General features: G+C 74.8%; 10 protein-coding genes. 5 read left to right on the forward strand and 5 right to left on the reverse strand.

The window, feature by feature from the left end; all coding sequences use genetic code 11:
• Positions 1-12 precede the first annotated feature (12 nt).
• Positions 13-1,224 (reverse strand): ROK family protein, encoded by a 1,212-nt coding sequence (locus ACWEPX_RS24440; protein WP_451899558.1) that lies wholly within the window; start codon positions 1,222-1,224, stop codon positions 13-15.
• Between the two features lie 84 nt (positions 1,225-1,308).
• Here ACWEPX_RS24440 and xylA point away from each other — a divergent pair, with 84 nt between their 5' ends.
• Entirely contained in the window at positions 1,309-2,478 is a 1,170-nt protein-coding gene (xylA, locus tag ACWEPX_RS24445) for a xylose isomerase (protein WP_451899559.1), read from the forward strand.
• Positions 2,478-3,857, forward strand: a complete 1,380-nt coding sequence (xylB, locus tag ACWEPX_RS24450; protein ID WP_451899560.1) for a xylulokinase — start codon at positions 2,478-2,480, stop codon at positions 3,855-3,857. Before xylA ends, xylB begins: the two co-directional genes overlap by 1 nt.
• On the opposite strand, the gene ACWEPX_RS24455 is transcribed toward xylB, so the two are convergent.
• Positions 3,854-9,925 (reverse strand): hypothetical protein, encoded by a 6,072-nt coding sequence (locus tag ACWEPX_RS24455; protein ID WP_451899561.1) that lies wholly within the window; start codon positions 9,923-9,925, stop codon positions 3,854-3,856. The genes xylB and ACWEPX_RS24455 overlap by 4 nt on opposite strands.
• Before the next feature lie 185 nt (positions 9,926-10,110).
• Positions 10,111-11,190 carry a glycoside hydrolase family 19 protein gene (locus ACWEPX_RS24460; protein ID WP_451899562.1) on the reverse strand — a complete coding sequence of 360 codons (1,080 nt, stop codon included), beginning with the start codon at positions 11,188-11,190 and terminating at the stop codon, positions 10,111-10,113.
• 133 nt (positions 11,191-11,323) lie between these two features.
• Between ACWEPX_RS24460 and ACWEPX_RS24465 the strand changes: the two genes are divergently transcribed.
• The gene (locus tag ACWEPX_RS24465; RefSeq protein WP_451899563.1) at positions 11,324-11,605 is read left to right on the forward strand and encodes a metal-sensitive transcriptional regulator; all 282 of its coding nucleotides are present in this window, start codon (positions 11,324-11,326) and stop codon (positions 11,603-11,605) included.
• Between the two features lie 87 nt (positions 11,606-11,692).
• Here the strand turns inward: ACWEPX_RS24465 and pulA are convergent, their stop codons facing one another.
• Complete coding sequence (gene pulA, locus ACWEPX_RS24470; protein WP_451899564.1) at positions 11,693-17,347, reverse strand: pullulanase-type alpha-1,6-glucosidase; 5,655 nt, start codon at positions 17,345-17,347, stop codon at positions 11,693-11,695.
• Positions 17,348-17,516: 169 nt separating this feature from the next.
• Between pulA and ACWEPX_RS24475 the strand changes: the two genes are divergently transcribed.
• Both ACWEPX_RS24475 and ACWEPX_RS24480 read left to right on the forward strand, forming a co-directional pair.
• Positions 17,517-18,710: an aminoglycoside phosphotransferase family protein gene (locus tag ACWEPX_RS24475; RefSeq protein ID WP_451899565.1), complete on the forward strand. Its 1,194-nt coding sequence runs from the start codon at positions 17,517-17,519 to the stop codon at positions 18,708-18,710.
• A gap of 397 nt (positions 18,711-19,107) precedes the next feature.
• On the forward strand, positions 19,108-19,935 hold the full coding sequence (locus ACWEPX_RS24480) for a winged helix-turn-helix transcriptional regulator (protein WP_451899566.1): 828 nt from the start codon (positions 19,108-19,110) through the stop codon (positions 19,933-19,935).
• 215 nt (positions 19,936-20,150) lie between these two features.
• On the opposite strand, the gene ACWEPX_RS24485 is transcribed toward ACWEPX_RS24480, so the two are convergent.
• A complete protein-coding gene (locus ACWEPX_RS24485; RefSeq protein WP_451899567.1) occupies positions 20,151-20,921 on the reverse strand; it encodes an AraC family transcriptional regulator in 771 nt (256 codons plus the stop codon).
• Positions 20,922-21,002: the final 81 nt, after the last annotated feature.

The raw sequence follows: 21,002 nt of genomic DNA on the forward strand, positions 1-21,002 counted from the left end.
CCGGTGGTGGGCCTAGCTCGCCGGGTCCACCACCCGCCGGATGTAGGTGTCGGGGTCGGACAAGATCTCGCCCAGGGCGGCCTGGCCCGCGCCGTGCACGGCCGCCTTGCCGCCGAGGCCGGACACCAGCACCGCCGTCGGCGACCACTGCGCGGCCACCACGCGCCGGTCCAGCTCGGCGCGCAGCGGGTCGGCCAGCCACTCGGCGAGCCGGGCGTAGCCGCCGCCGAGGACGACCGCGGGCACGTCCAGCAGGTTGACCACCCCGGCCAGCGCGGTGCCCAGCCGCGCGCCCGCCCGGCCGACCGCGGCCAGCGCCGCCGGGTCGGCCGCGGCCAGGCGCCCGACCAGCTCGGCCAGCGGGCGGTCCAGCGGCGCGGAGCGGACCGGCACGCCCGCGTCGGCCAGGATCGCGGCAGGCCCGGCCACCGCCTCCAGGCAGCCCCGCGCGCCGCACGAGCACACCGGCCCGTCGGGCTCGACGCACAGGTGCCCGATCTCCCCGCTGAACCCGTGCACGCCCCGGCGCACCGCGCCGTCGAGCACCACGCCCGCGCCGACGCCGATCTCCGCCGACACCAGCACGAAGTCGCGCGTGCCCGCCAGCCCGCCGGTCGCCAGCTCGCCCACCGCGGCCAGGTTCGCCTCGTTGTCCACCAGCACGGGCAGCTCGGCGCCCAGCGCGGCGGCGACGTCCACATCGGACCAGCCGAGGTTCGGCGCGGCGCGGACCACGCCGCTGGCCCGGTCGACCAGCCCCGGCACGGCCACGCCGAGCCCACCCACGGCGACCCCGCGCCTGCGCGCGTCGGACTTGGCCGCGGCCACCGCCCGGCGCACGGCGGCCAGCACGTCGGCGGGCGGGCGACCGCGGTTGTCGCCTGCGCGCACCCGGTGGGCGTGCTCGCCGCCGGTCGGGTCGACCAGGCAGGTCGCCACGTAGTCGACCCCGATCTCCACGCCCAGCCCGTGCGGACCGCCGCGCGCCGGGACCAGCCCGGTGCCCCGGCGGCCGCGGCCGGTGGCCGACAGCGGCCCGGACTCGTCCACCAGCCGGGCGGCGACCAGGCGGTCGACCAGGCTCGACACCGTGGCCTTGGCCAGCCCGGTCGCCGCGGCCACCCCGGCCCGGGACAGCCCGGGCCGCTGGAGGACCGCGGCCAGCACCATCGCGGTGTTGTGCCTGCGCACGTCGCTGTTGCCCGCGGGCGAGGTCGGCTGCACGCCGGGAACTGTAGTGCTTGACCGCCCCGCGGCGCGCGTGTTTAAGTTCAGTGCCCGAACCAAAAGCACCTTGAGGAGGACGCCGTGGCCGCCCAGCCCACCCCAGCCGACAAGTTCAGCTTCGGCCTGTGGACGGTCGGCTGGCGCGCCGTCGACCCCTTCGGCGAGGCCACCCGGGCCGCGCTGGACCCGGTGGAGACCGTCGGGCGGCTGGCCGAGCTGGGCGCGTGGGGCGTCACCTTCCACGACGACGACCTGATCCCCTTCGGCAGCGACGACACCGCCCGCGCCGACACCATCGCCCGCTTCCGCGCCGCGCTGGACGCCGCGGGGATGGTCGTGCCGATGGCGACGACCAACCTGTTCACCCACCCGGTGTTCAAGGACGGCGGCTTCACCAACAACGACCGCGCCATCCGCCGCTACGCCCTGCGCAAGGTGCTGCGCAACGTCGACCTCGCCGCCGAGCTGGGCGCCTCGACCTACGTGCTGTGGGGCGGGCGCGAGGGCAGCGAGTCCGACGCGGCCAAGGACGTCGCCGCCGCGCTGGACCGCTACCGCGAAGGCATCGACACCGTCGCCGCCTACATCAAGGAGCGCGGCTACGACCTGCGGCTGGCCCTGGAGCCCAAGCCGAACGAGCCGCGCGGGGACATCTTCCTGCCCACCATCGGCCACGCCATCGCCTTCATCGCCGAGCTGGAGCACGGCGACATCGTGGGCGTCAACCCCGAGGTCGGGCACGAGCAGATGGCCGGGCTCAACTTCGTGCACGGGGTTGCGCAGGCCCTGTGGGCTGGCAAGCTGTTCCACATCGACCTCAACGGCCAGAAGGGCCCGCGCTACGACCAGGACATGGTCTTCGGCCACGGCGACCTGCTCTCCGCGTTCTTCCTGGTCGACCTGCTCGAAACCGGCGGCTACACCGGCCCGCGCCACTTCGACTACAAGCCCGCCCGCACCGAGGACGCCGCCGGGGTGTGGGCGAGCGCGGCGGCCAACATGCGGACCTACCTGCTGCTCAAGGAGCGCGCCGCGGCCTTCCGCGCCGACCCGCGCGTGCAGGAGGCGCTCGCGGTGTCCGGTTTGGACGAGCTGCGCACGCCCACCCGCCACGCGGGCGAGACCCTGGCCGACCTGCTCGCCGACCGCTCGGCCTACGAGGACTTCGACGTCGACGAGGCCGCCGGGCGCGGCTACGGCTTCGTCGCGCTGAACCAGCTGGCGGTCGAGCACCTGCTCGGGGCGCGCTGATGGCGCTCGTCGCCGGGGTGGACTCCTCCACCCAGTCGTGCAAGGTCGTCGTCCGCGACGCCGGGACCGGGGCGCTGGTGCGCTCCGGCTCGGCCCCGCACCCCGACGGCACCGAGGTCCACCCGGACCGCTGGGCGGCGGCGCTGACCGCGGCGCTGGACGCGGCGGGCGGGCTGGCCGACGTGGCCGCCCTGTCGATCGCGGGCCAGCAGCACGGCATGGTGTGCCTGGACGACGGCGGCGCGGTCGTGCGGCCCGCGCTGCTGTGGAACGACACCCGCTCGGCGGGAGCGGCCGCGGACCTCGTCGCCGAGCTGGGCGGACCGCGGGCGTGGGCGGATGCGGTCGGCACCGTGCCGATGGCCTCGCTGACGGTCTCGAAGCTGCGCTGGCTGGCCGCGCACGAGCCGCAGAACGCGGCCCGGACGGCCGCGGTCGCGCTGCCGCACGACTGGCTGACCTGGCGCATCGGCGGCGGCGAGCTGACCACCGACCGCAGCGACGCCAGCGGCACCGGCTACTGGTCGCCCGCGACCGGGGAGTACCGGCTCGACCTCTTCGAAGCCGCGCTCGGCCACCGGGCCGCCGTGCCCCGCGTCGCCGGTCCGGCCGAGGCCGTCGGCAGCGTCGGCGGCACCCTGCTGGCCCCGGGGGCGGGCGACAACGCCGCGGTCGCGCTGGGCGTGGGTGCGGCGCGCGGGGACGTGGTGGTCTCGATCGGCACCTCCGGCACCGCGTTCACCCCCAGCGCCGTGCCCGCCGCCGACGAGACCGGCCTGGTCGCCGGGTTCGCCGACGCCGCGGGCGGCTTCCTGCCGCTGGTCTGCACGCTCAACGCGGCGCTGGTGCTGATCACCACCGCCCGCATGCTCGGCGTCGACCTCGACCGCCTCGGCGAGCTGGCCCTGTCCGCCCCGGCCGGCGCCGACGGCGTGGTGTTCGTCCCGTACCTGCAGGGGGAGCGGACCCCGAACCGCCCGGACGCCACCGGCGCGCTGCACGGGCTCACCCTCGCCAACGCCACCCCGGCCACCATCGCCCGCGCCGCCGTCGAGGGCGTGCTGTGCGGGCTGGCCGACGGGGTGGACGCCCTCGTCGCCACCGGCGCGCGCGCCGACCGGGTCGTCCTGGTCGGCGGGGGCGCGCGCTCGCCCGCCGTCCGCCAGATCGCGCCCGTCGTGTTCGGCCGCCCGGTCCTGGTCCCCGAACCCGGCGAGTACGCGGCGGACGGGGCCGCCCGCCAGGCCGCCTGGTGCCTGGCGGGCGGCGCCGAGCCCCCGGGGTGGACCGCGGCGGGCGCGGACCGGTACGAGGCCGATCCCGTGCCCGCGGTGCGCGAGCGCTACCGGGAGGTGCGCGACCTGGTGTTCCCGGGCTAGGACATCGGCCAGGGTGCGCGCAGGTAGGCGACCGAGAACCCGGTGTCGGCGAAGCGGCCTGCCTGGTCCCGGCACTCCACGGTCACGGTCAGCCTGCGGGCGGTGGAGTAGCTGTTCCAGCTCGTCGTCGCGCAGTAGCGGGTGACCGGGCCGTAGGTGGTGGTCTGCACGGTGTCGCCGGGGTAGACCGCCGGGTTGCCGATGTCGGTGTAGGTGATCGTGTAGCGGCCCACGTCGGTCCGGGTCGCGGTCGGCTGCTCCCCGGTGGTGCTGAAGGACCGCGCCGGGTCGGGGGCGCCGTCGGCGCGCACCGCGGCGTGGGCCGCCGTGGCGCCGGGGTCGTGGTGCAGCCCGACGCCTTGGACGTGGGTGAGCTGCCAGGCGTCGCCCGTGCACTCCACGCGCAGGGTCAGCCGGGCGGCGTCCGCGTCCGTCGACGCGACGGCGCAGCGCCCGGTGTCGCCCGCGGTGATCGCGGTGTGGCCGAGCCCGGTGAAGGGGCCGTCCGCGGTGATGGTGAACCGGCCCGGGCCGTCCCGGGTGACGACGACCCCGCCGCCCGTCGTGTTGACCGCGAGGTCGGCGCCCGTGCCGTGGCGGATCGCCAGCGCGGGCGGCCCGCCCGGCTGCGCCTCGGCGAAGGACAGGGCGAAGAAGGCGTCGCGCAGGACGCCTGCGCGGTCGTGGCACACCACCTCCACGATCTGGTCCACGCCGTCGCTCGCGCTGCCCGGGACGGAGCAGGCGAGCGTGGCGTCGTAGAAGGCGCTCGCGTGGGCGATGCCGGTGCTCGACGCCAGCCCGGGCAGCCGCACCCGGTAGCGGCCGGTGGCGGGGTGCTCGACGGCGGCCTTGCGCGCCCAGCGGGCCTCGGCGCGGCTGCGCTGGTCCACCCAGGTCGACCACTGCCAGTCCGGATGGGTCTGCGTCCACACCCCGGGGGCCAGCGGCGCGTCGGTCACCCGCACGTAGCCCCACTTCGGCCCTGGCGGGTGCGGGCCGGGCACCACGTCGTGCAGCGGGCCGGTCGTCTCGCCCGGCATCCACGGCTTGCGCGCGGTGGCCAGCGCGAAGTTGAGGTCCGCGGGTACGCCCTCCGGAGTGGCGCACCGCACGTGCGCCCATAGCTCGCCGCGGGCGAACTGCCCGGAGTACCAGTACCCGCTGTGGCAGTAGCCGGGCAGCGCGTCGGCCACCGCCACCTGCACGTGGTCCGCCGACGCCGCGATCCCGCGGACGCCGACCACGTACTCACCGCGCGACCGCCGCTGGATGGTCATCGCGCCGCCGACGGGGTTATGGCTGCGCGCCCGGTCGATGACCAGGCCCGAGCCCGTCCCGGTGGTGCGCACGTACGCCCCGACCCCCGCCGGGGCCAGCGCGATCGGCGCGTTCTGCAGGTAGGTGAGGTTCCACCCGCTGTCGACCGGCCGGGCCGAGTCCGCGGCGTGGCAGCGCACGCGGACCGCGACGCCTGCGCCGCCCGACACCTCGGCCCGGCACCGCGCCCGCCCATCGCCGCGCGGGGTGACCTGGGCGTGGCCGGTGGCGTGGAAGGCGGGCCCGGCTATGTCCACTTCGTACTCGCCGACGCCCAGCCTGCGCGTGCCCACCGGGTGCCCGGTGGAGTCGAAGGCCCACTCGTCGCCGGGTTCGTAGCGCACGGCGACCGCCGCAGCGCCGCCCGCCTTGGCCTCGGCGAAGATCACGCCGAACGCCGCGTCGGCCGGAACGCCTTTCGAGGTGCGGCAGGAGATCTCCACCAGCTGGTCTGTCCCGTCAGGACGCTCGCCGCGCACGGTGCAGACCGCGGTGGTGAGCGCGGTGCTGGTCACCGTGACGTGCGCGATCCCCTGCGCCGCAGCGCTTTCCGGGAAGCGGACGACGAACTCGCCCGGGCTCGGGTGCGCCGCGGTGGCGAGCCGGTCGACCCGGGTCGGGCCGGGCCGCAGCCACGTGCCCCACTGCCCTTCCGCGGGCAGCGCCGACTCCCGGCCGAGCGCGACCCAGCCCGGGTCCACCCGGGTGTAGGCCCACCTGGCAGGCGGCTCGTCACCCCGCACGACCAGCGTCCGGGTGCCGCGCCCGGCCAGCAGCGCGTCCAGCTCCCGGGAGTAGTCGACCAGCCCGTCACCGCCCACGGTGAACGGGAGGACCGGCCCGCGCTCGGGGCGCAGCCGGTGGTCGCCGGGAAGCAGCCGAAGGTCGAGGCGGAGCGCGGCGAGGTGCACGGGCGCAACGCCGTCGACGGCCAACCCGGGGAACCGGCCGGCCGTCCCGTCGACCGCGACGGCGTGCCCGCGCAGGACGATGCCGGTGCCCGACCGGCCGCTGAGCACGGCATCGTGGGCGGGGTCGTAGTCGACGGTCCCGGTGGCGGTGACGGTGAACCGCAGGCGGGGACCGTCCGGCACGGCCAACTCGTGCTCGCCCGCCGCCAACTCCGCCGACCACCGCGACCTGGGCGCCGCCCGGCCGTCGAGGAGCAGGGAGCTGTACGACAACGCGGAGAAGTCGACCGACACCGGGAAGCCCCGCCGCGGCGGCTCGGTTTGCGGCGTGCTCGGCGGAGTGGGGCTGGGTGGAGTGGACCTGGGTGGAGTAGGGCCGGTTGGAGTGGGCCCCGGTGGAGTGGGCCCCGGTGGAGTGGGCCCCGGTGGAGTGGGGCTCGGTGGAGCCGGGGCCGTCGGTGCGGCGCCACCGGGGGGCACGTCCTCGGCGGGGGTGTGACCGGCCGCGGACAGGCCCGTCGTCGCCACCTGCGGCGGTGGCGCGGCGGGCGGTGGGGTCGCGGCGGACGGCGGTGGCGCGCTGGTGCCCCCCTCGGACACCGACGGAGGCGTCGTCGTGATGCCAGGTCCGCCCGACGCAGCCCGAGGCGGCGCACCCACCGGAGGAGGCACCGCCGCAGCCCCCGCAAGCAGCGCGACCACGGCAGCCAGCACCCCCGCCAACTTCGCCACCGCGGCCGGATTGCCCTGCACCTGCGCGACCACCGGCTCAACCGCCGATGCCACAGCCCGCCCCCGCTCGGCCACCTGCGCAGCCCAGCGCCGGGGGAGAACGGCCAGCCCAAGCCCCGGCCGCGGCACCCAGCCGCCCCCGCGATCGCCTGCGGTGCCCGCTCTGTCCCGCTGACGCGCAACGAGCCGGAAGACCGCGCCACCGCCGCGATTGGCTCCGGTGCCCATCCTTTCCCGCTGGCGCGCGGCGAAGCGGCCGACCCCGCCGCTGCGATCGGTCGCGGCGAGTAGGTCGTGGCCGGTGGTTCGGTCGCGGGGGTGGCGGGTGGCTAGGGTGGTCCACCACGGGGTGAGGATGGCGATGCCGGGGAGGGGCATCCGCACCAGGACCTCGTGCCAGCGCCTGCAGTACCGCTCCGGTGGCAGCTCGCCCGCGATGAGGTGTGCTTGGGCGGTGAGCGCGGCGCGGAAGCGGTCGTGGACCAGGTCGGCGTGGGTGGGTTCGACCTCGCCGTACAAGTCGATCGCTTCGGCGACCGGGGTTTCGGCGTGCTGGAGGCGGCCCAGGTTGAGCAGGGCGTCGGCTAGGTCGATGCGGTGTTCCACGCTTGGGCGCTCCGCCAGCAGCGCCCGGTGCAGCGCCACCGCCTCGGCCGTCGTCGCCGCGGCCTCCTCGGCCCGGTCGGCGATGAATCCGGCGTTGACCAGGGTGGCGGCCAAGGCCCGCCGGGTGCCCGGCCTGCCGTCGACCATCGACCTCGCCACCTCCACGGCGGCGCGGGCGTGCTCGCGGGCGGCCGGGAGGTCGCCGACGGCCTCGCAGAGCAGGGCGAGGTCGTTCACCGCCGCGAGCAGCCCGGCCTGGTGCGTCGCGGACTCCTCGCACAGCTCGGTCAGCACCGGCAAGGCCGCCTCGACCTGCTCGCGCCCCGCTCGGGCGCGGTTGGCCGCGGCCAGGCGGAGACCGAGGTTGACCAGGCTGTCGGCGTGCGCGGCGCGGTAGGCCGGGTCGGCCTTCGCCAGTTCGGCGAACAGGGCAGCGGCTTCGGTCGCCGCGGTGACGGCTCGACGGGCCGCCGCGGTGCGCCTGGGTTTCTCGGTGAGCGGTGCGAGGTGGCGTGACCAGGCGATCAGCGCCCGGCCCAGCGCTGGCCGGTGCCGGGGGTGGGCGGCGGCCAGCGGCCGCTGCTGCTCGACCGCGCGCCGGGCGGCCGCCGCCGCGGCCGCGGTGCGGCCGAGCCCGGCGAGCACTTGGGCCAGGCCGGTCAGGGCGGCGGCCGCCCCGGCGCGCTCGTGCTCGGCGGTGAGCACGGCGACGGCCTCGCGCGCGGGCGCCTCCGCCGCGGCCCACCGGTCGACCGCGACCAGGCACATGGCGACGTTGTGCAGGGCGTACCCCAGCTCGGTCCGGGAGCCCGAGCGCCGCAGCCCGGCCGCCTCGACCGCCGTCTCCAGCGCCTCGTCGGGCAGGCCGTGCTCGGCGCAGCGGTGGCTCAGCGCGGTCAGCGCCGCCGCCAAACCCACCGGGTCGGGCAGCGCCCGGTAGGCCGCCACCGCCTCCTCGGCCACCTCCAAGGCGGCGTCGAGGTCGCCTGCGTCGGCCAGCCTGCCGCCGAGCGTCAGCAGGTGCCCGGCCTGCTCGGCGGGGTCGTCGGCCGCTTCGAGCAGCCTGCGGGACACGCTGACGGCCAGCGCGTGCGCGCCCGCGGGGACCCCGCCCGACCGCAGCTCCCGGTCCACCGCCGCCACCGCGGCCGCAGGCAGGTCCGGCCGGGCCAGCTGGCCCGCGAGCGCCGCTCCGAACCGGCCCGGGGCCAACCGGACCAGCGGCGGCAGGTAGGCGGCGGGGTGGCGGCGCAGGAGGTCCACAATGGACTCGGTGAGCCTGCGCAGCCCGCGGGGGTAGCGCTCGCCCGGGGTCGACAGCGCGCGCACCAGGACGGTGGCGGCGTGCTCGGCCGCAGCCGGGTCGTCGGTGCCGCATACGGCGGCGACGTGCTCGCCCCAATCCGCGTCGGACGGGCACTGCTCGGCGGTATGAAGCAGATGGGTGTCGGCCAAGCGGTCCGGCCGCGGGGCCGCCCACACCCGGTCGCCCGCATCAGCCGGGTAGATGCCGATGAGCGCGTCCACCACCGCCCGCAGCGTCTCAGGGGCGAGATGACGCAAGCGGGGCGCGGACCCGAGCAGCCCGGCCGCGTCCGCGGTGCTCCGCGCAGGCCGCAGGAACACCGCCGACACCGCCAGGTCGCGGTCGAGGCTGTGCTCGGCCCCCCACGACGCGACCGCGTGGGCGAGGACGCGGTGCTCGTGCTGCAGGATGCCGCGCAGCGGGTCGTCCGCGGTCCGGCCGAGCACGGTCAACAGCGCGTGGGCGTAGAGGTCGAGGGTGGTGGCGAACCGCTCGGGCGGGTCGGCGCGCGGGGCGGGCACGTCCAGGTCGGCGGCCAGCCGGGCCACCGCGTCCCGCCACAGCCGCGCGGTGGCTGCCGCGGCGTCCCCGCCCAGCGACCCCGGCAGCGGGCCCAGCGCCGTCGGCTGGGCGGCGACCAGCCCGGGGGAGCGGTCGACCAGCGTGCGCCACCACTCCGGCACGGCCCGGGTGACCACCAGCACCCTCGCCGAGCCCGGGACCGCCGCGAGCAGCCTGCGCACGAAGCCGAAGTGCCCCTCGGCGTAGTCGACCACCAGCAGCGCCGACCGCAGCGCGCCCGCCGCGGCCAGGATGGCCTCGGCGTCGGCCGGGTCGGCGGGCAGGCGGACGAACCCGGCCTGCCTGCCCTCGCCCACCGCCGCGACGAGCTGGCGGGCCAGGGTCGTCTTGCCCTGCCCGCCCGCCCCGCACAGCAGCCGCCCGACCGGCGCGTTCGGGTCGTCGCACCAGGCGAGCAGGCCGTCCAGCTCGGCGCGCCGGTGCAGCGGCAGCACCCCGGTCATCGGGTCGAGCAGGGCGCTCGGCTCGTGCCTGCGCTGCGGGTGCGCGGGCCGGAAGAGGTCGGCAGCGCGCGGGCGCGCCCGGTGATCGTTGCGGATGCCGACCGTCTCGGCGTGCACGGTGCCGTTGACCGTGATGTGGACGGTCTGGGCGGGCGGGTTCCCGGTCATCGCCGGGCCTGGCTGCTGCGGTGAGCGACCACGGGTCGACCCCCTACTCCGGACGGGCGCGAGGGCCCCAGACTCCCGCGGGCCGCGGCGGCAAACCCGGTACGGGTACGGAATTGCCGGGCCGGAAACGCCGGACCGCCCGCGCGCCGGGTGGTGGGCGGGCGGTCCGGGGTGGGGATCCGCGGTCAGCAGGTGAGGTTGCTGCCCGGGCTGACGCCGAGGATCTGGGTGAAGCGCTGGTAGGTGTTCACCCGGCTCTGCACCTGGGCCGGGTTGCCGCCGTTGCACTCCAGCGCGCCGTTGATGCTGCGGATGGTCTCGCCGAAGCCGCGGCTGTTGACCATCGCGTCGTGCGCGGTCATGGTGCCGGGCCCGTTCTGGGTGTTCCAGTACCAGAGCGCGGTCTTCCACGCGACCGAGGCGTCCTGCTGGACCAGCCAGGGGTTGGTCAGCAGCGGCAGGCCGAGCGCGTCGCCAGCGGCCTTGTAGTTGAAGTTCCAGCTCAGCTGGATCGGCCCGCGGCCGTAGTAGGCGGCCTGGCCGGCCGGGCAGCCGTAGGGCTGGGTGGCGTCGCAGTAGTTCGGGTAGTTGGCCTGGTTCTGCTCGACGATGTGCACCAGGCCGCCGGTCTCGTGGCTGGTGTTGGCCAGGAACGCCGCGGCCTCCTGCCTGCGGATGGTGTCCGAGCCGGTCTTGGCGAAGCCGGGGTAGGCGCTCATCGCCGCGGTGAGGCCCGCGTAGGTGTAGAAGGGGTTCCGGTTCGGGAACATCTGGTTGAACTGGGCCTCGGTCACGACGAACCCGCCGGGGTTGGGCGGTTGCGACGTCGTGGTGGTGGGCTGCGTCGTGCCCGGCGTGCAGTTGTACGGCTCCCAGTACCAGGTGCTGATCGTCGGGTCGTACCCCGGGTTGTCGTGCTCGGCGATGTAGTGGCGGCCGTCGCGGTAGCGGACCACGTCGCCCGCCCGGTAGTTGCGGCCTGCGACCCAGTCGGTCGCGGAGCAGGTGCCGGGCGGCGTCGTGCCGCCCCCGCAGGAGCCCTGGTCGGCCCACACGGCGGCGGACCCGGGGGTCTCGCCCTGGGTCCACCACTTGGCCGACCAGTTCCGGCCGTTGTGCGATGCGGTCTGGCCGCCGGTGTAGACCTGGCCCGCGCTCCAGGCGGTCGCGCAGTCGGCGGCTTGGGCGGTCGAGGCCGCAAGCGGGATGGCGATGGCGGCGGCGGTCACCGCGGCCGCGCAGAGCGCGGCGAATTTTCGGGACATCGGTGTGGCTCCCGTCATGAGCAGGGACGACCACTGAACCAGCCGTGCTCGGAACCCGTCAAGGTCTAGACCAATCCGCTGATCGGGCGAACAATCCCGTATTCTCTGCCGGGATACTCCGAGGAGGACCGCAGTGGCCATCGACAGTGACAACCGGGACGCCTACCTCAAGCGGCTGCGCCGCATCGAGGGCCAGATCCGCGGTCTCCAGCGCATGGTGCAGGAGGACAAGTACTGCATCGACATCCTCACCCAGGTGTCGGCGGCCACCAAGGCCCTGCAGTCGTTCTCCCTGGAACTGCTCGACGAGCACCTGGCCACCTGCGTCGTGCACGCCGCCGCCGTGGGCGGCAAGGAGGCCGAGGTCAAGGTCAAGGAGGCCTCCGACGCGATCGCCCGGCTGGTGCGGTCCTGACGGCCCCTTCGGAGCAGCCCGGCTGAGCTGTTCGGAGCACGCCGCGACCCCTGGTCCCCGGGCGGGGGCCAGGGGTCGCGCGGTTGTTCACCGGGTCAGCACGACCACCGACCGGGCGGGCACGGTGATCGAGCCGCCGTCGATCGCGGTGCGCGCCGCGTCGGCCGACAGCGGGTGGGCGCCCCAGCCCGACGCGGGCGCGGTCACCGCCTGCGCGCCCGGGTAGGGGTTGATCACCACGAGGAGCCCGTCGCGTCCTGGGTCGGCGTCCGGCCCGGTGGTGTCGTCGAGGTGGGCGACGACGATGCCCGGGCGGGCCGCCGGGAACGACAGCTTGGCCTGCACGAGGGCGGGGTCGGCCAGGGTGAACAGCGGCGAGGACGCGCGCAGCCGCAGCAGCTCCAGCGTGTCGGCGAAGGCCGCGCGCAGGTGCTCGGGGGCCGGGCGCAGCGCCGGGTCGGCCAGCAGCGGGCGGTGGAAGTCCCACTTGTCGCGGTTGTCGCCCGCGGGCGGCAGACCGCGGCCGAAGCCGTTGTCGGTGAGCGTGGGGTCGTAGCGGTTGAACCAGTCCCCGGAGTTGTAGCTGTTGCGGTCGAAGGATTTGGACCGCAGGAACTCGCTGCCCGCGTGCGCGAACGGCTGGGCCTGTCCCAAGAGGACCGGCGCGTGGGCGATCTTCTGCATGCGCACCCGGTCGGGCATCGCGGTGCCCGCGGGCAGCTTCATGGCCAGCGCGTCGAACAGCGTCTCGTTGTCGTGGGCGTCGGAGTAGTTGATGACCTCCCCGGGCGCCGCCGAGTACCCCGCGGGCGAGCCGTTGTAGGCGACCTCGCGGCCGGTCGTCGGCGTGCCCGCGGTGCCGAGGAAGCGGAAGTCGGCCATGTTGCCCGCCATGCCCAGCTTCACCAGGTCGGTGTAGTTGACCAGGCGGGCGTCGGCGTCGCCGTTGACCGGCGCGCCGTTGGGGTCGCCTGCCAGGCCCGACGCCCAGCCCTGGACGCGGGGGTCGGCGTCGAACGGGCTGCCGCCGCGCACGGCGTCGCGCTGGCGGTCGCTGAAGGTCGCTATGCCGGTGCCCGCCATCGTCGCCTGGGTGGCCTGCACGAACCGCGCGCCGTCGGCCACCTCGCCGAAGTTCCAGCCCTCGCCGTAGATGCGGATCTTGCGCCCGTCCACGCCGTCGGCGGCCACCGTCAACTCGTCCAGCGCCGCCCGCACGGCCAGGATGTTCGCCTTCGGGTGGTGGCCCATCAGGTCGAAGCGGAAGCCGTCGACCTTGTATGTCCGCGCCCAGTGCACCACCGAATCCACGACGAGCTTGCCCATCATCGCGTTCTCCGGGGCAGTGTTGGCGCAGCACGTGGAGTTCGCCACCGCGCCGGTGCCGTCGAGCCGCTGGTAGTAGCCGGGGACGATCTTGTCCAGCACGGACGCCTTCGCGTCGCCCGCCGCGGTCGTGTGGTTGTAGACCACATCCACCACGACTTTGTTCCCGTTGGCGTGCAGCGCCTGCACCATCTCCCGGTACTGCTCCACCCGCGCGGCCCCGGATTGGGCGTCCTCGGTCGCGTAGGAGCCCTCGGGCACGTCGAAGTGCAGCGGGTCGTAGCCCCAGTTGAAGGCGTCGGCGTCGCGCACGCCGTCGACGCACTCCTGCTGCTGCGGGGAGTCCGGCGGCAGCGCGGCGAGGTCGCAGTCCGGCGCGCGCTGGTCGGCGCGGCGCTCGGGGATGCTGGCGATGTCGAACGTCGGCAGCAGGTGGACCGTGTCCATCCCGGCCTCGGCGAGCTGGCGCAGGTGCGTCATCCCCGCGGAGTCCCGGTGGGTGAACGCCCGGTAGGTGCCCCGATCGGCCTCGGGCACGGTCGGGTCGCCGATGGAGAAGTCGCGCACGTGCAGCTCGGTGATCCCGTGCTCGGTCGGGTCGTCGCCCAGCCCGCGCGCGACCTCCGCCGACCACCCGTCGGGCGCGGCCGCGGCAAGGTCGATGAACTGCGAGTGCGTCGAGTCCACCGACAGCGCCACCGAGTACGGGTTGGTGACCACGACCGTGCGCACCTCGCGCTCCGTCGGCGACCAGCCCGTCACCTCGAACTGGTAGTACCGGTCCCGCCACGGCCCCGAGCCCGACCACGACCCGGTGGCGGCGTCGCGCGCCAGCGGCACCACGGCATCCGGCGCGCTGCCCGGCGTCGAGAACAGCCGCAGCCGCACCGACGACGCCGTGGGCGCCCACAGCCGCACCGAGGCCGTCGACCCGGCGACGCGCGGCCGGTAGTCCAGCCCGGCGGCCGCTCGGTAGCGATCGTCCAGCGCGCCCGCGAGCTGCGTGCCGGTCGCGTGCCGCAGCGCGCCCCCGGAGTCGACGTGCACCGCCACCTGCTGCGCGCCTATCGCCTCATCGATGCGGTCCACGTCCCGCACGGCGAACACCGGTTTGCCCTTCAGGTGCGGGAACCGGGGGTCGTCCAGCGTGCCGTCCGGCACCAGGCGCAGGTGCTTGCCGCCGACGATCGCGCCGTCGACCAGCCGGATGCCGCCCGCCGGGTCGTAGCGCACGTGGTAGCCGTCCGACGCCGCGACCGGCACGTCCCACACCAGCCGCGTGCTGCTGACCCACACCGCCTTGGCCTGGCCGAGGTCGGCGTCCGCAGCGGGCGCGGTCGAGGGCGGCAGCACCCACGACGCCACCCCGTCCGGCCGGGCCGAGCCGGAGACGAACCACACCTCGTTGCCGGTGCTGCCGACGTCGAGGAACTGGTCTGCGCCCGGGTCCTTCGCATCGCCCTTGTGGATGATGTGGCTGAGCCCGGCCGCGCCCGGGGCCAGCTCCACCGACCACAGGATGCCGAAGCCGTCCTCGCCGTCCTTGGGCCGCGACTGCGTCCAGCCCGGGCTCGGGTGCAGCGACCCGGTCCAGTGGTAGAGCACCCAGTCCGCGTAGTCGCCATCGGGCCGGTTGTAGTGGATGACCACCCGGTTCTCCGCGGCCGCCCGGCTGGCGTGCACCCGGTCGCCGACCACCCACGCCGATCCGGCCGTCGCCCGTCCGGAGGCCAGCACGGAGCCGCCGCGCGCGATGGAGAACTCCAGCGGGAGCGCGCTGGCGGGCACCGCGGCGTGCGCCCCGAAGTCGTCGCGCCCGTCCAGCGGCACATCGGGCTGCCCGGCCACCCGCACCACCGCGCCCGCGTAGTCGCCGTCCGGGCGCTGGTAGTGCACGGTGACCCGGCCCGTCGCCGCCACCTCGGACGGGTGCGCGGCCGGGTCGCCCTGGTCTAGCCACACCTGCGGGGTGAGGTGCGGGGCGATCACCCGGTCGCCGCCGTCCTTCTCGTCGCCGCGGTGCACGACCGTGCCCACCGACCGCGCACCCGGCTTGAGCTTCACCCACGCGAACCGCCCGTACGGGGTCTCACCCGCGAACGGCAGCCCGCCCGACCACTCCGTGGGCTGCTCGACATCGCCCCACACGTGCAGCTTCCAGCCGTCGTAGTCGCCCGCGGGACGCCGGTAGTGCACGACCAGCCAGTCCGGGCTGCCGGTGGCCGGGCCGCCTGCCGGGGGAGCGGGCGCCAGGACCACCGCGGCGCCGTCCGCGCCCAGCGCGCCGTGCGCGTCCTTCACCACCACCCGGAACTCCACCCGCTTGCCCGCCTGCGCCCCGGGCAGCCCGGCCACGTCGGCGTAGACCCGGTACGGCGCGGCGTCGTCGGTGCCCAGCACGGTCCACCCGGCCGCGCCCTCGACCCGGGCGGCGAAGGTCGCCTGCGCGAACGCCGAGGTGATCCCGTCGGCGCGCACCTCCACCCGCTGGTCGAGCACCGTCCCCGCGGCCGGGGCCACCAGCGTCGGGCTGGGCGCGCCCGAGGGCACCCGGTTGACCGACTCCAGCACCAGCACCGACATCGGCGGCACGCTCACCCGGATCGCGCCACCCGCGGCCGTCGGCCCGTCACCGCGGGTCGGGTACACCGCCCGGTACCGCGCCGCCCGCACCGGCACGTCCACTTCGGACGCCTCGGTGCCCGCGTTCGCCACCACCACGAACTCCTGCAACCTGCGCTTGTCGGTGCGGCTGAACGCGATCACATCGCCGTCGGCGAGCCGCAGCTCCTGGTTCCCGGTCGCCCACACCGTGTCCCGGTCTACGAAGTCGGCCAGCGCGCTCAGCTGGCGGTAGAGCGGGTGCTGCGGGCGGAAGTTGTCCTGCGCGCCGGTGCGGCCGCTGCCGACGAAGGTCTCCCCGGCGTACTCCGGGGTCGTGCTGGCGAACATCGTCTGCCGGGCCAGCTTGTCCCCGCCCGAGCCCGCCATGCCCTGCTCGTCGCCGTAGTACACCACCGGGTTGCCGCGCCAGAGCAGCATCAGGGCGTTGCCCAGCTCCAGCCGGTCCAGCAGCTCGGCGTCGCCGATGCCCGGCCGCTCCTGCCGCAGCTGCCACGCGATGCGGCCCATGTCGTGGTTGCCCAGGAACGTCGGCAGCGAGTGGGCGTTGGAGTCGGCGTCGGTGTAGCGGTCGTCCTCCACCAGCACCTCGCCGAGCCGGTCGGCGCCCTTGCCTGCCAGGAACGCCAGCGCGCCGGACTGGAAGGGGAAGTCCAAGGTGGACTGCATGCGGCCGGTGGTGGTGTAGCTGGAGGTCAGCGCGGTGTCGGAGCTGAACACCTCGCCGAAGACGAAGAAGTCCCGCTTGCCCTTGCTGGCCGCGTACGCCTGCACGTGCGGGGCCAGCGCCTGCCAGAACTCCATGTTGACGTGCTTGACCGTGTCCACCCGGTAGCCGTCGATGTCGAGGGTGTCGATCCAGGAGGTGAAGATGTCCTTCATCCCCTCGACCACCCGCGGGTTCTCCGTCATCAGGTCGTCGAGGCCGGAGAAGTCGCCGTACTCGGTGGACTCGCCGCTGAAGGTCGAGTCGCCGCGGTTGTGGTAGAGCGCGGGGTCGTTGAGCCAGGCGGGCACCTTCACCGTCTTGTCGGCCTCGCTGCGGAAGACCGGTGTGTACGGGAAGGACGTGGCCGGGTCCAGCTCGGGGAAGCCCTCCTGGCCGGCGAGCGCGGCGATGTCGACCGGGTTGCCCGCGGCGTCGAGGTAGGGCTGGGCGCCGGTGCTGACGTACTCCCTGCGGCCCTCGGCGTAGTCGATCACGTCGGCGGTGTGGTTGGCCACGATGTCGAAGAACACCTTGATCCCGCGCCGGTGCGCGTCGGCGATCAGGGCGCGCATGTCCGCGGTGGTGCCGAAATGCGGGTCGAACCGGGTGAAGTCGGTGGTCCAGTAGCCGTGGTACCCGGCGGAGACGTCCGCGCCGCTGCCCTGCACCCACCGGTTGGCGAACATCGGCGTCATCCAGATCGCGGTGACGCCCATGCCGTCGAGGTAGTCCAGCTTCTGCCGCAGGCCCTTGAGGTCCCCGCCGTGGTAGAAGCCCTTGTCGGTCGGATCGAACCCGTGCACCAGCCGATCCCGCGACGCCGACCCGCCCCGATCGTTGCCCCGATCCCCGTTGGCGAAGCGGTCGGGCATGACGAAGTAGAACCGCTCCCCGCTCAGGTCGTCCCGCAGCGCGTCCAGCGCCAACCGGTCATCCCCCGGCCTGGTCCCCGCCCCGATGTCGACGACCTCGCCCACCGCGAGCCGCCCGACGTCCTCGACCGCGGTCGCCTGCCCGGCCGCGGGCACGACCGCCCCGGCCCCCACGAGCAGCGCTGCCACCGCAGACATCAGGCGTCGACCCATGCCGGCCTCCTCGTCGTCGCAAGTCCTTGCAGGCGGAATCCGCCAGGCTGGTGCACACAATCACGTCGTGGGGCGGCAGACAAGAGCCGTTTGTTGCAATGTCTTGCGCCGGGTTGCGAAACAGGGAGCCCATCCGTCGAGATCGGCGGCGACCCCTCATGCTGGACGGGTGAGCACCGATCTGGCGTTGCTGACCGGGCCCGCCGCGGGCGATCTCATCGCCGCCGCGCTGCGGGGGTCCGGCGCGCGGCTGTTGGACTGGTCTGCCACGCAGGTCGACCACCAACCTGGCCGGGGGACCACCGTCGGCTACGCCGCCCGGCTGCGGCTGGCCGACGGCTCGACCAGCGACGAGGTGCTGGGCGCGTCCTCGCGCGCGCTGCCCGTGCCGCTGCCCAGCGGCGTGGTGCGGGTCGGCTCGGTCGGGCTCTGGCGGTTCCCGCACGACCCCGACCTGCCCGGCCTCGCGGTCGCGGCGGATCCGGAGCGGATGCGGCGGGTGTGCTCGGACGTGGGCTGGAGCAGCGAGCCCGTCGCCGTGCGGGTGGTGGCCTACCGGCCGCGGCGGCGGGCGGTCGTGCGCGTGGACACCGCCCGGGGGCCGCTCTACGTCAAGGCGGTGCGGCCCGAGCGGGCCCGCGGGCTGCACCGGCGGCACCGGCTGGCGCTGGCCGCCGGGTGCCCGGTGCCGCCCCCGCTGGGCTGGTCGGCCGACGGGCTGGTCGTGCTGGCCGGGCTGCCCGGGCGGACCCTGCGCCGCCACATCGTCGCCCCCGGCCCGGACGACCCGCTGGCCGATCCCGCCCCGCTGGTCGCCAGCATCGTCTCGACCCTGGGCGCGCTGCCCCCGGAGCTGGCGACCGGGCCGCGCCGCCGCACCTGGGGCCAGAAGGCCCGCCACTACGCCGAGGTCATCGCCGCCGCCGACGCCGGGTTGGGCGGGCGGGCGCGGCGGGTGGCCGCCGCCGTGCACCACAGCAGGCCGCAGGCCCCCGACGCCGCCGTGCACGGCGACTTCTACGAAAGCCAGCTCCTCGTCGCGGGCGGGGTCGTCACCGGCCTGCTCGACATCGACACCGCGGGCCGCGGCGAGCGCATGGACGACGCCGCCTGCCTGCTGGCCCACCTGAGCGTGCTGGCCCAGATCCACCCGCACCGCTCCGCCGACCTCGACCGCCTCGGCATGGCCCTGCTCGACCGGTTCACCGCGGCGATGGCAGGCCCGGCGCTCGCGGCCAGGACCGCGGCCGTCGTCCTCTCCCTGGCGACCGGCCCGCACCGGGTGCAGGAGCCGCGCTGGCGGGCCACCACCGCAGCCCGGCTCGACCTCGCCGAGCGCTGGCTCGACCTCGCGGCGGGATGAGCGCGCCGTAGCACCTGCCCCGGCCTTTCGGGGTAACGGAATTGCATCGGCAGCCCGGAACTGCCGGAATCCGGCTGAGCACGAATCCGCCTGTCATGGATTTGTGCCTGGCACGCTCGGAGTTGCGGCCACCTGCGGCCCCCGCGGGCGCCCCGGGCGGCTCGCCCGATCCGTGATCGGTTCACGGTGCCCCCGGGAAATCGTCATGAATGGCGGGTGCTGAATTACCGCGCCCGGGGTGAAGAATGCGTCGGGCGTTAACTGGCAGTCGATGGCCTGAACACCTCGTACGCAAGCACAGAGATGCCGCTCGCGCCCTGGTGGCAGGACTATAGCGGGAGCATGTCGAGGCAAGTGTTCGCATCGAAATGCGCGACGAGAGGATTGGACGCGGGCGATGACTGACAGCAAATGGAAACTGGTCGTGAACCGCGAGGGCGTCACGATCACTGGGGACCGGTTCCAGCTCACCGCGGCCAACCAGCAGGCCGCGGACACCGACCTCCTCGACGCCGACGCCGACATCGCCGTGATGGACCCGGCGGCCATCGACGGCATCATCAACGAGTTGCAGTCCATCAACCGCCGCACCTACGGCCAGTTCTGCGGCCTCTCGCACGCCGCCGAGATGGTCGGCGAGCGGTGGGGCATGCTGATCATCCGCGACCTGCTGGTCGGCCCCAAGCGGTTCAGCGAGCTCAGCGAGGGCCTGCCGCTGCTGTCGCCGGACATCCTCAGCGCCCGGCTCAGGGAGATGGAGCACTTCGGGGTGGTCCGCGCCAAGGCCTCGGCCGTCGAGGAGGGCGTGGTCCGCTACGAGCTGACCGAGTACGGCCAGGAGCTCGACGGCATCGTCCGCGCCTTCGGCCGCTGGGGTGCCCGCACCCTGGACGTGCCCAGGCCCGACGAGATCGTCACCATCAACGGCCTGATCATGGCCGTGCGCTCCTGCTTCCGCGGCGCGGCGGTGGCCGACATCTCGATGAGCTACGAGCTGACCGTGGGCTCGATGGTCGTCCACGGCGTCATCGCCGACGGCGCCATCACCGCCGTCGAGGGCCCGGACCCGGCCGCCGACCTGCGCATCGAGCCCGGCCTGATGACCAAGGACCTGCTCACCGGCCAGACCACCGGCGCCGCCGTCCGCGCCTCCGACGAGGTCGCCTACACCGGCCCGGCGAAGCTGGTCGACGACTTCGCCAGGGCGTTCTCGCTGCAGCAGTAGGGCAGCCCGCGAGCGAAAGCCCGGTGACCACGCCCCAGGTCACCGGGCTTTCTGCTGTCCGCAACCCAACGGGCGTCCACCACCAGCTGGCGCAACGACCGCTGGCGCAGACGACCTCTGGCGCAGACGACCGCTGGCGCAGGATGACCGCTGGCACAACAAAAGAGCGCGGCCCCCGGGGTTCGGGGACCGCGCTCTGCTGGGTGGCCGCGTGATCAGACCGCTTCGGGCATCTGCGCGTTGCGCAGCCGGGCCAGGGCGGCGGAGCGGACGTCGAGCAGCGCGGTGAGCACCGGCGGGTCGAACGCGCGCATCGGGCGCAGCCGCAGGTCGGCGAGGCGGGCGGTGATGCCTGCGTTGATCGTGATCGGACCGTGCGTGCCGAGGTAGGGCCGGGTGGACAGCGTCTCCTCGGTGCCCGGCGGCACGGAGTGGGCCAGCACGTGCCAGGTGCCCGCGGGCACGTCGTGCAGGGTGTACGGGCCTGGGCGGTCCAGCACGGTGCAGCGGACCGGGGACCCCTGCAGCATCGCGCTGGGGAACAGGCCGATGAACACCATGCCCGAGTTGCCGTCGTCGGGACCGGTGACGTTGCCGCGCACCATCGGCCGCGGCGACGAGCCCGCCCGGCCGACGGCCGGGATCTCGGTGGTGGCGCCGCGGGTGTGCCGGTAGGTGATGGGCGAGACGCCGACGCTGCTGCGGAACCGCGAGCTGAACGTCCCGACGCTGTTGTACCCCACCTGGTGGCTGATGTCGGCGACGGTGAGCCGGGTTGTCAGCAGTAACCTCTTCGCCTCTTCCAGCCGCATCGCGGACAGGAAGCGCCCTGGGGACACCCCGGTGACCTTGCGGAACACCCGGGAGAAGTGGAACTTGCTGAACATCGCCGACCGAGCCAGGTCGTCGATGGTGACCTTGTCCGACAGGCTGTCGCGCATTGTCGTGATGGCCCGTTCGACCGCCCGCACGACCGTCTCGTCCATTGTCGGTTTCCTTTCGCCCGGTTTTGTCGTGGTCGCGCTCCACTGCGGGAACCGGTGGAGGGTGGATGTCCCCACACTCCA

This window comes from Actinokineospora sp. NPDC004072 (assembly GCF_053604195.1).

What these genes read in the sequence shown, in the direction of transcription:
- xylB (WP_451899560.1), top strand. Translation starts at nt 2,478, where the DNA reads ATGGCGCTCGTCGCCGGGGTGGACTCCTCCACCCAGTCGTGCAAGGTC.
- ACWEPX_RS24455 (WP_451899561.1), bottom strand. Translation starts at nt 9,925, where the DNA reads ATGACCGGGAACCCGCCCGCCCAGACCGTCCACATCACGGTCAACGGC.
- ACWEPX_RS24460 (WP_451899562.1), bottom strand. Translation starts at nt 11,190, where the DNA reads ATGTCCCGAAAATTCGCCGCGCTCTGCGCGGCCGCGGTGACCGCCGCC.
- pulA (WP_451899564.1), bottom strand. Translation starts at nt 17,347, where the DNA reads ATGGGTCGACGCCTGATGTCTGCGGTGGCAGCGCTGCTCGTGGGGGCC.
- ACWEPX_RS24480 (WP_451899566.1), top strand. Translation starts at nt 19,108, where the DNA reads ATGACTGACAGCAAATGGAAACTGGTCGTGAACCGCGAGGGCGTCACG.
- ACWEPX_RS24485 (WP_451899567.1), bottom strand. Translation starts at nt 20,921, where the DNA reads ATGGACGAGACGGTCGTGCGGGCGGTCGAACGGGCCATCACGACAATG.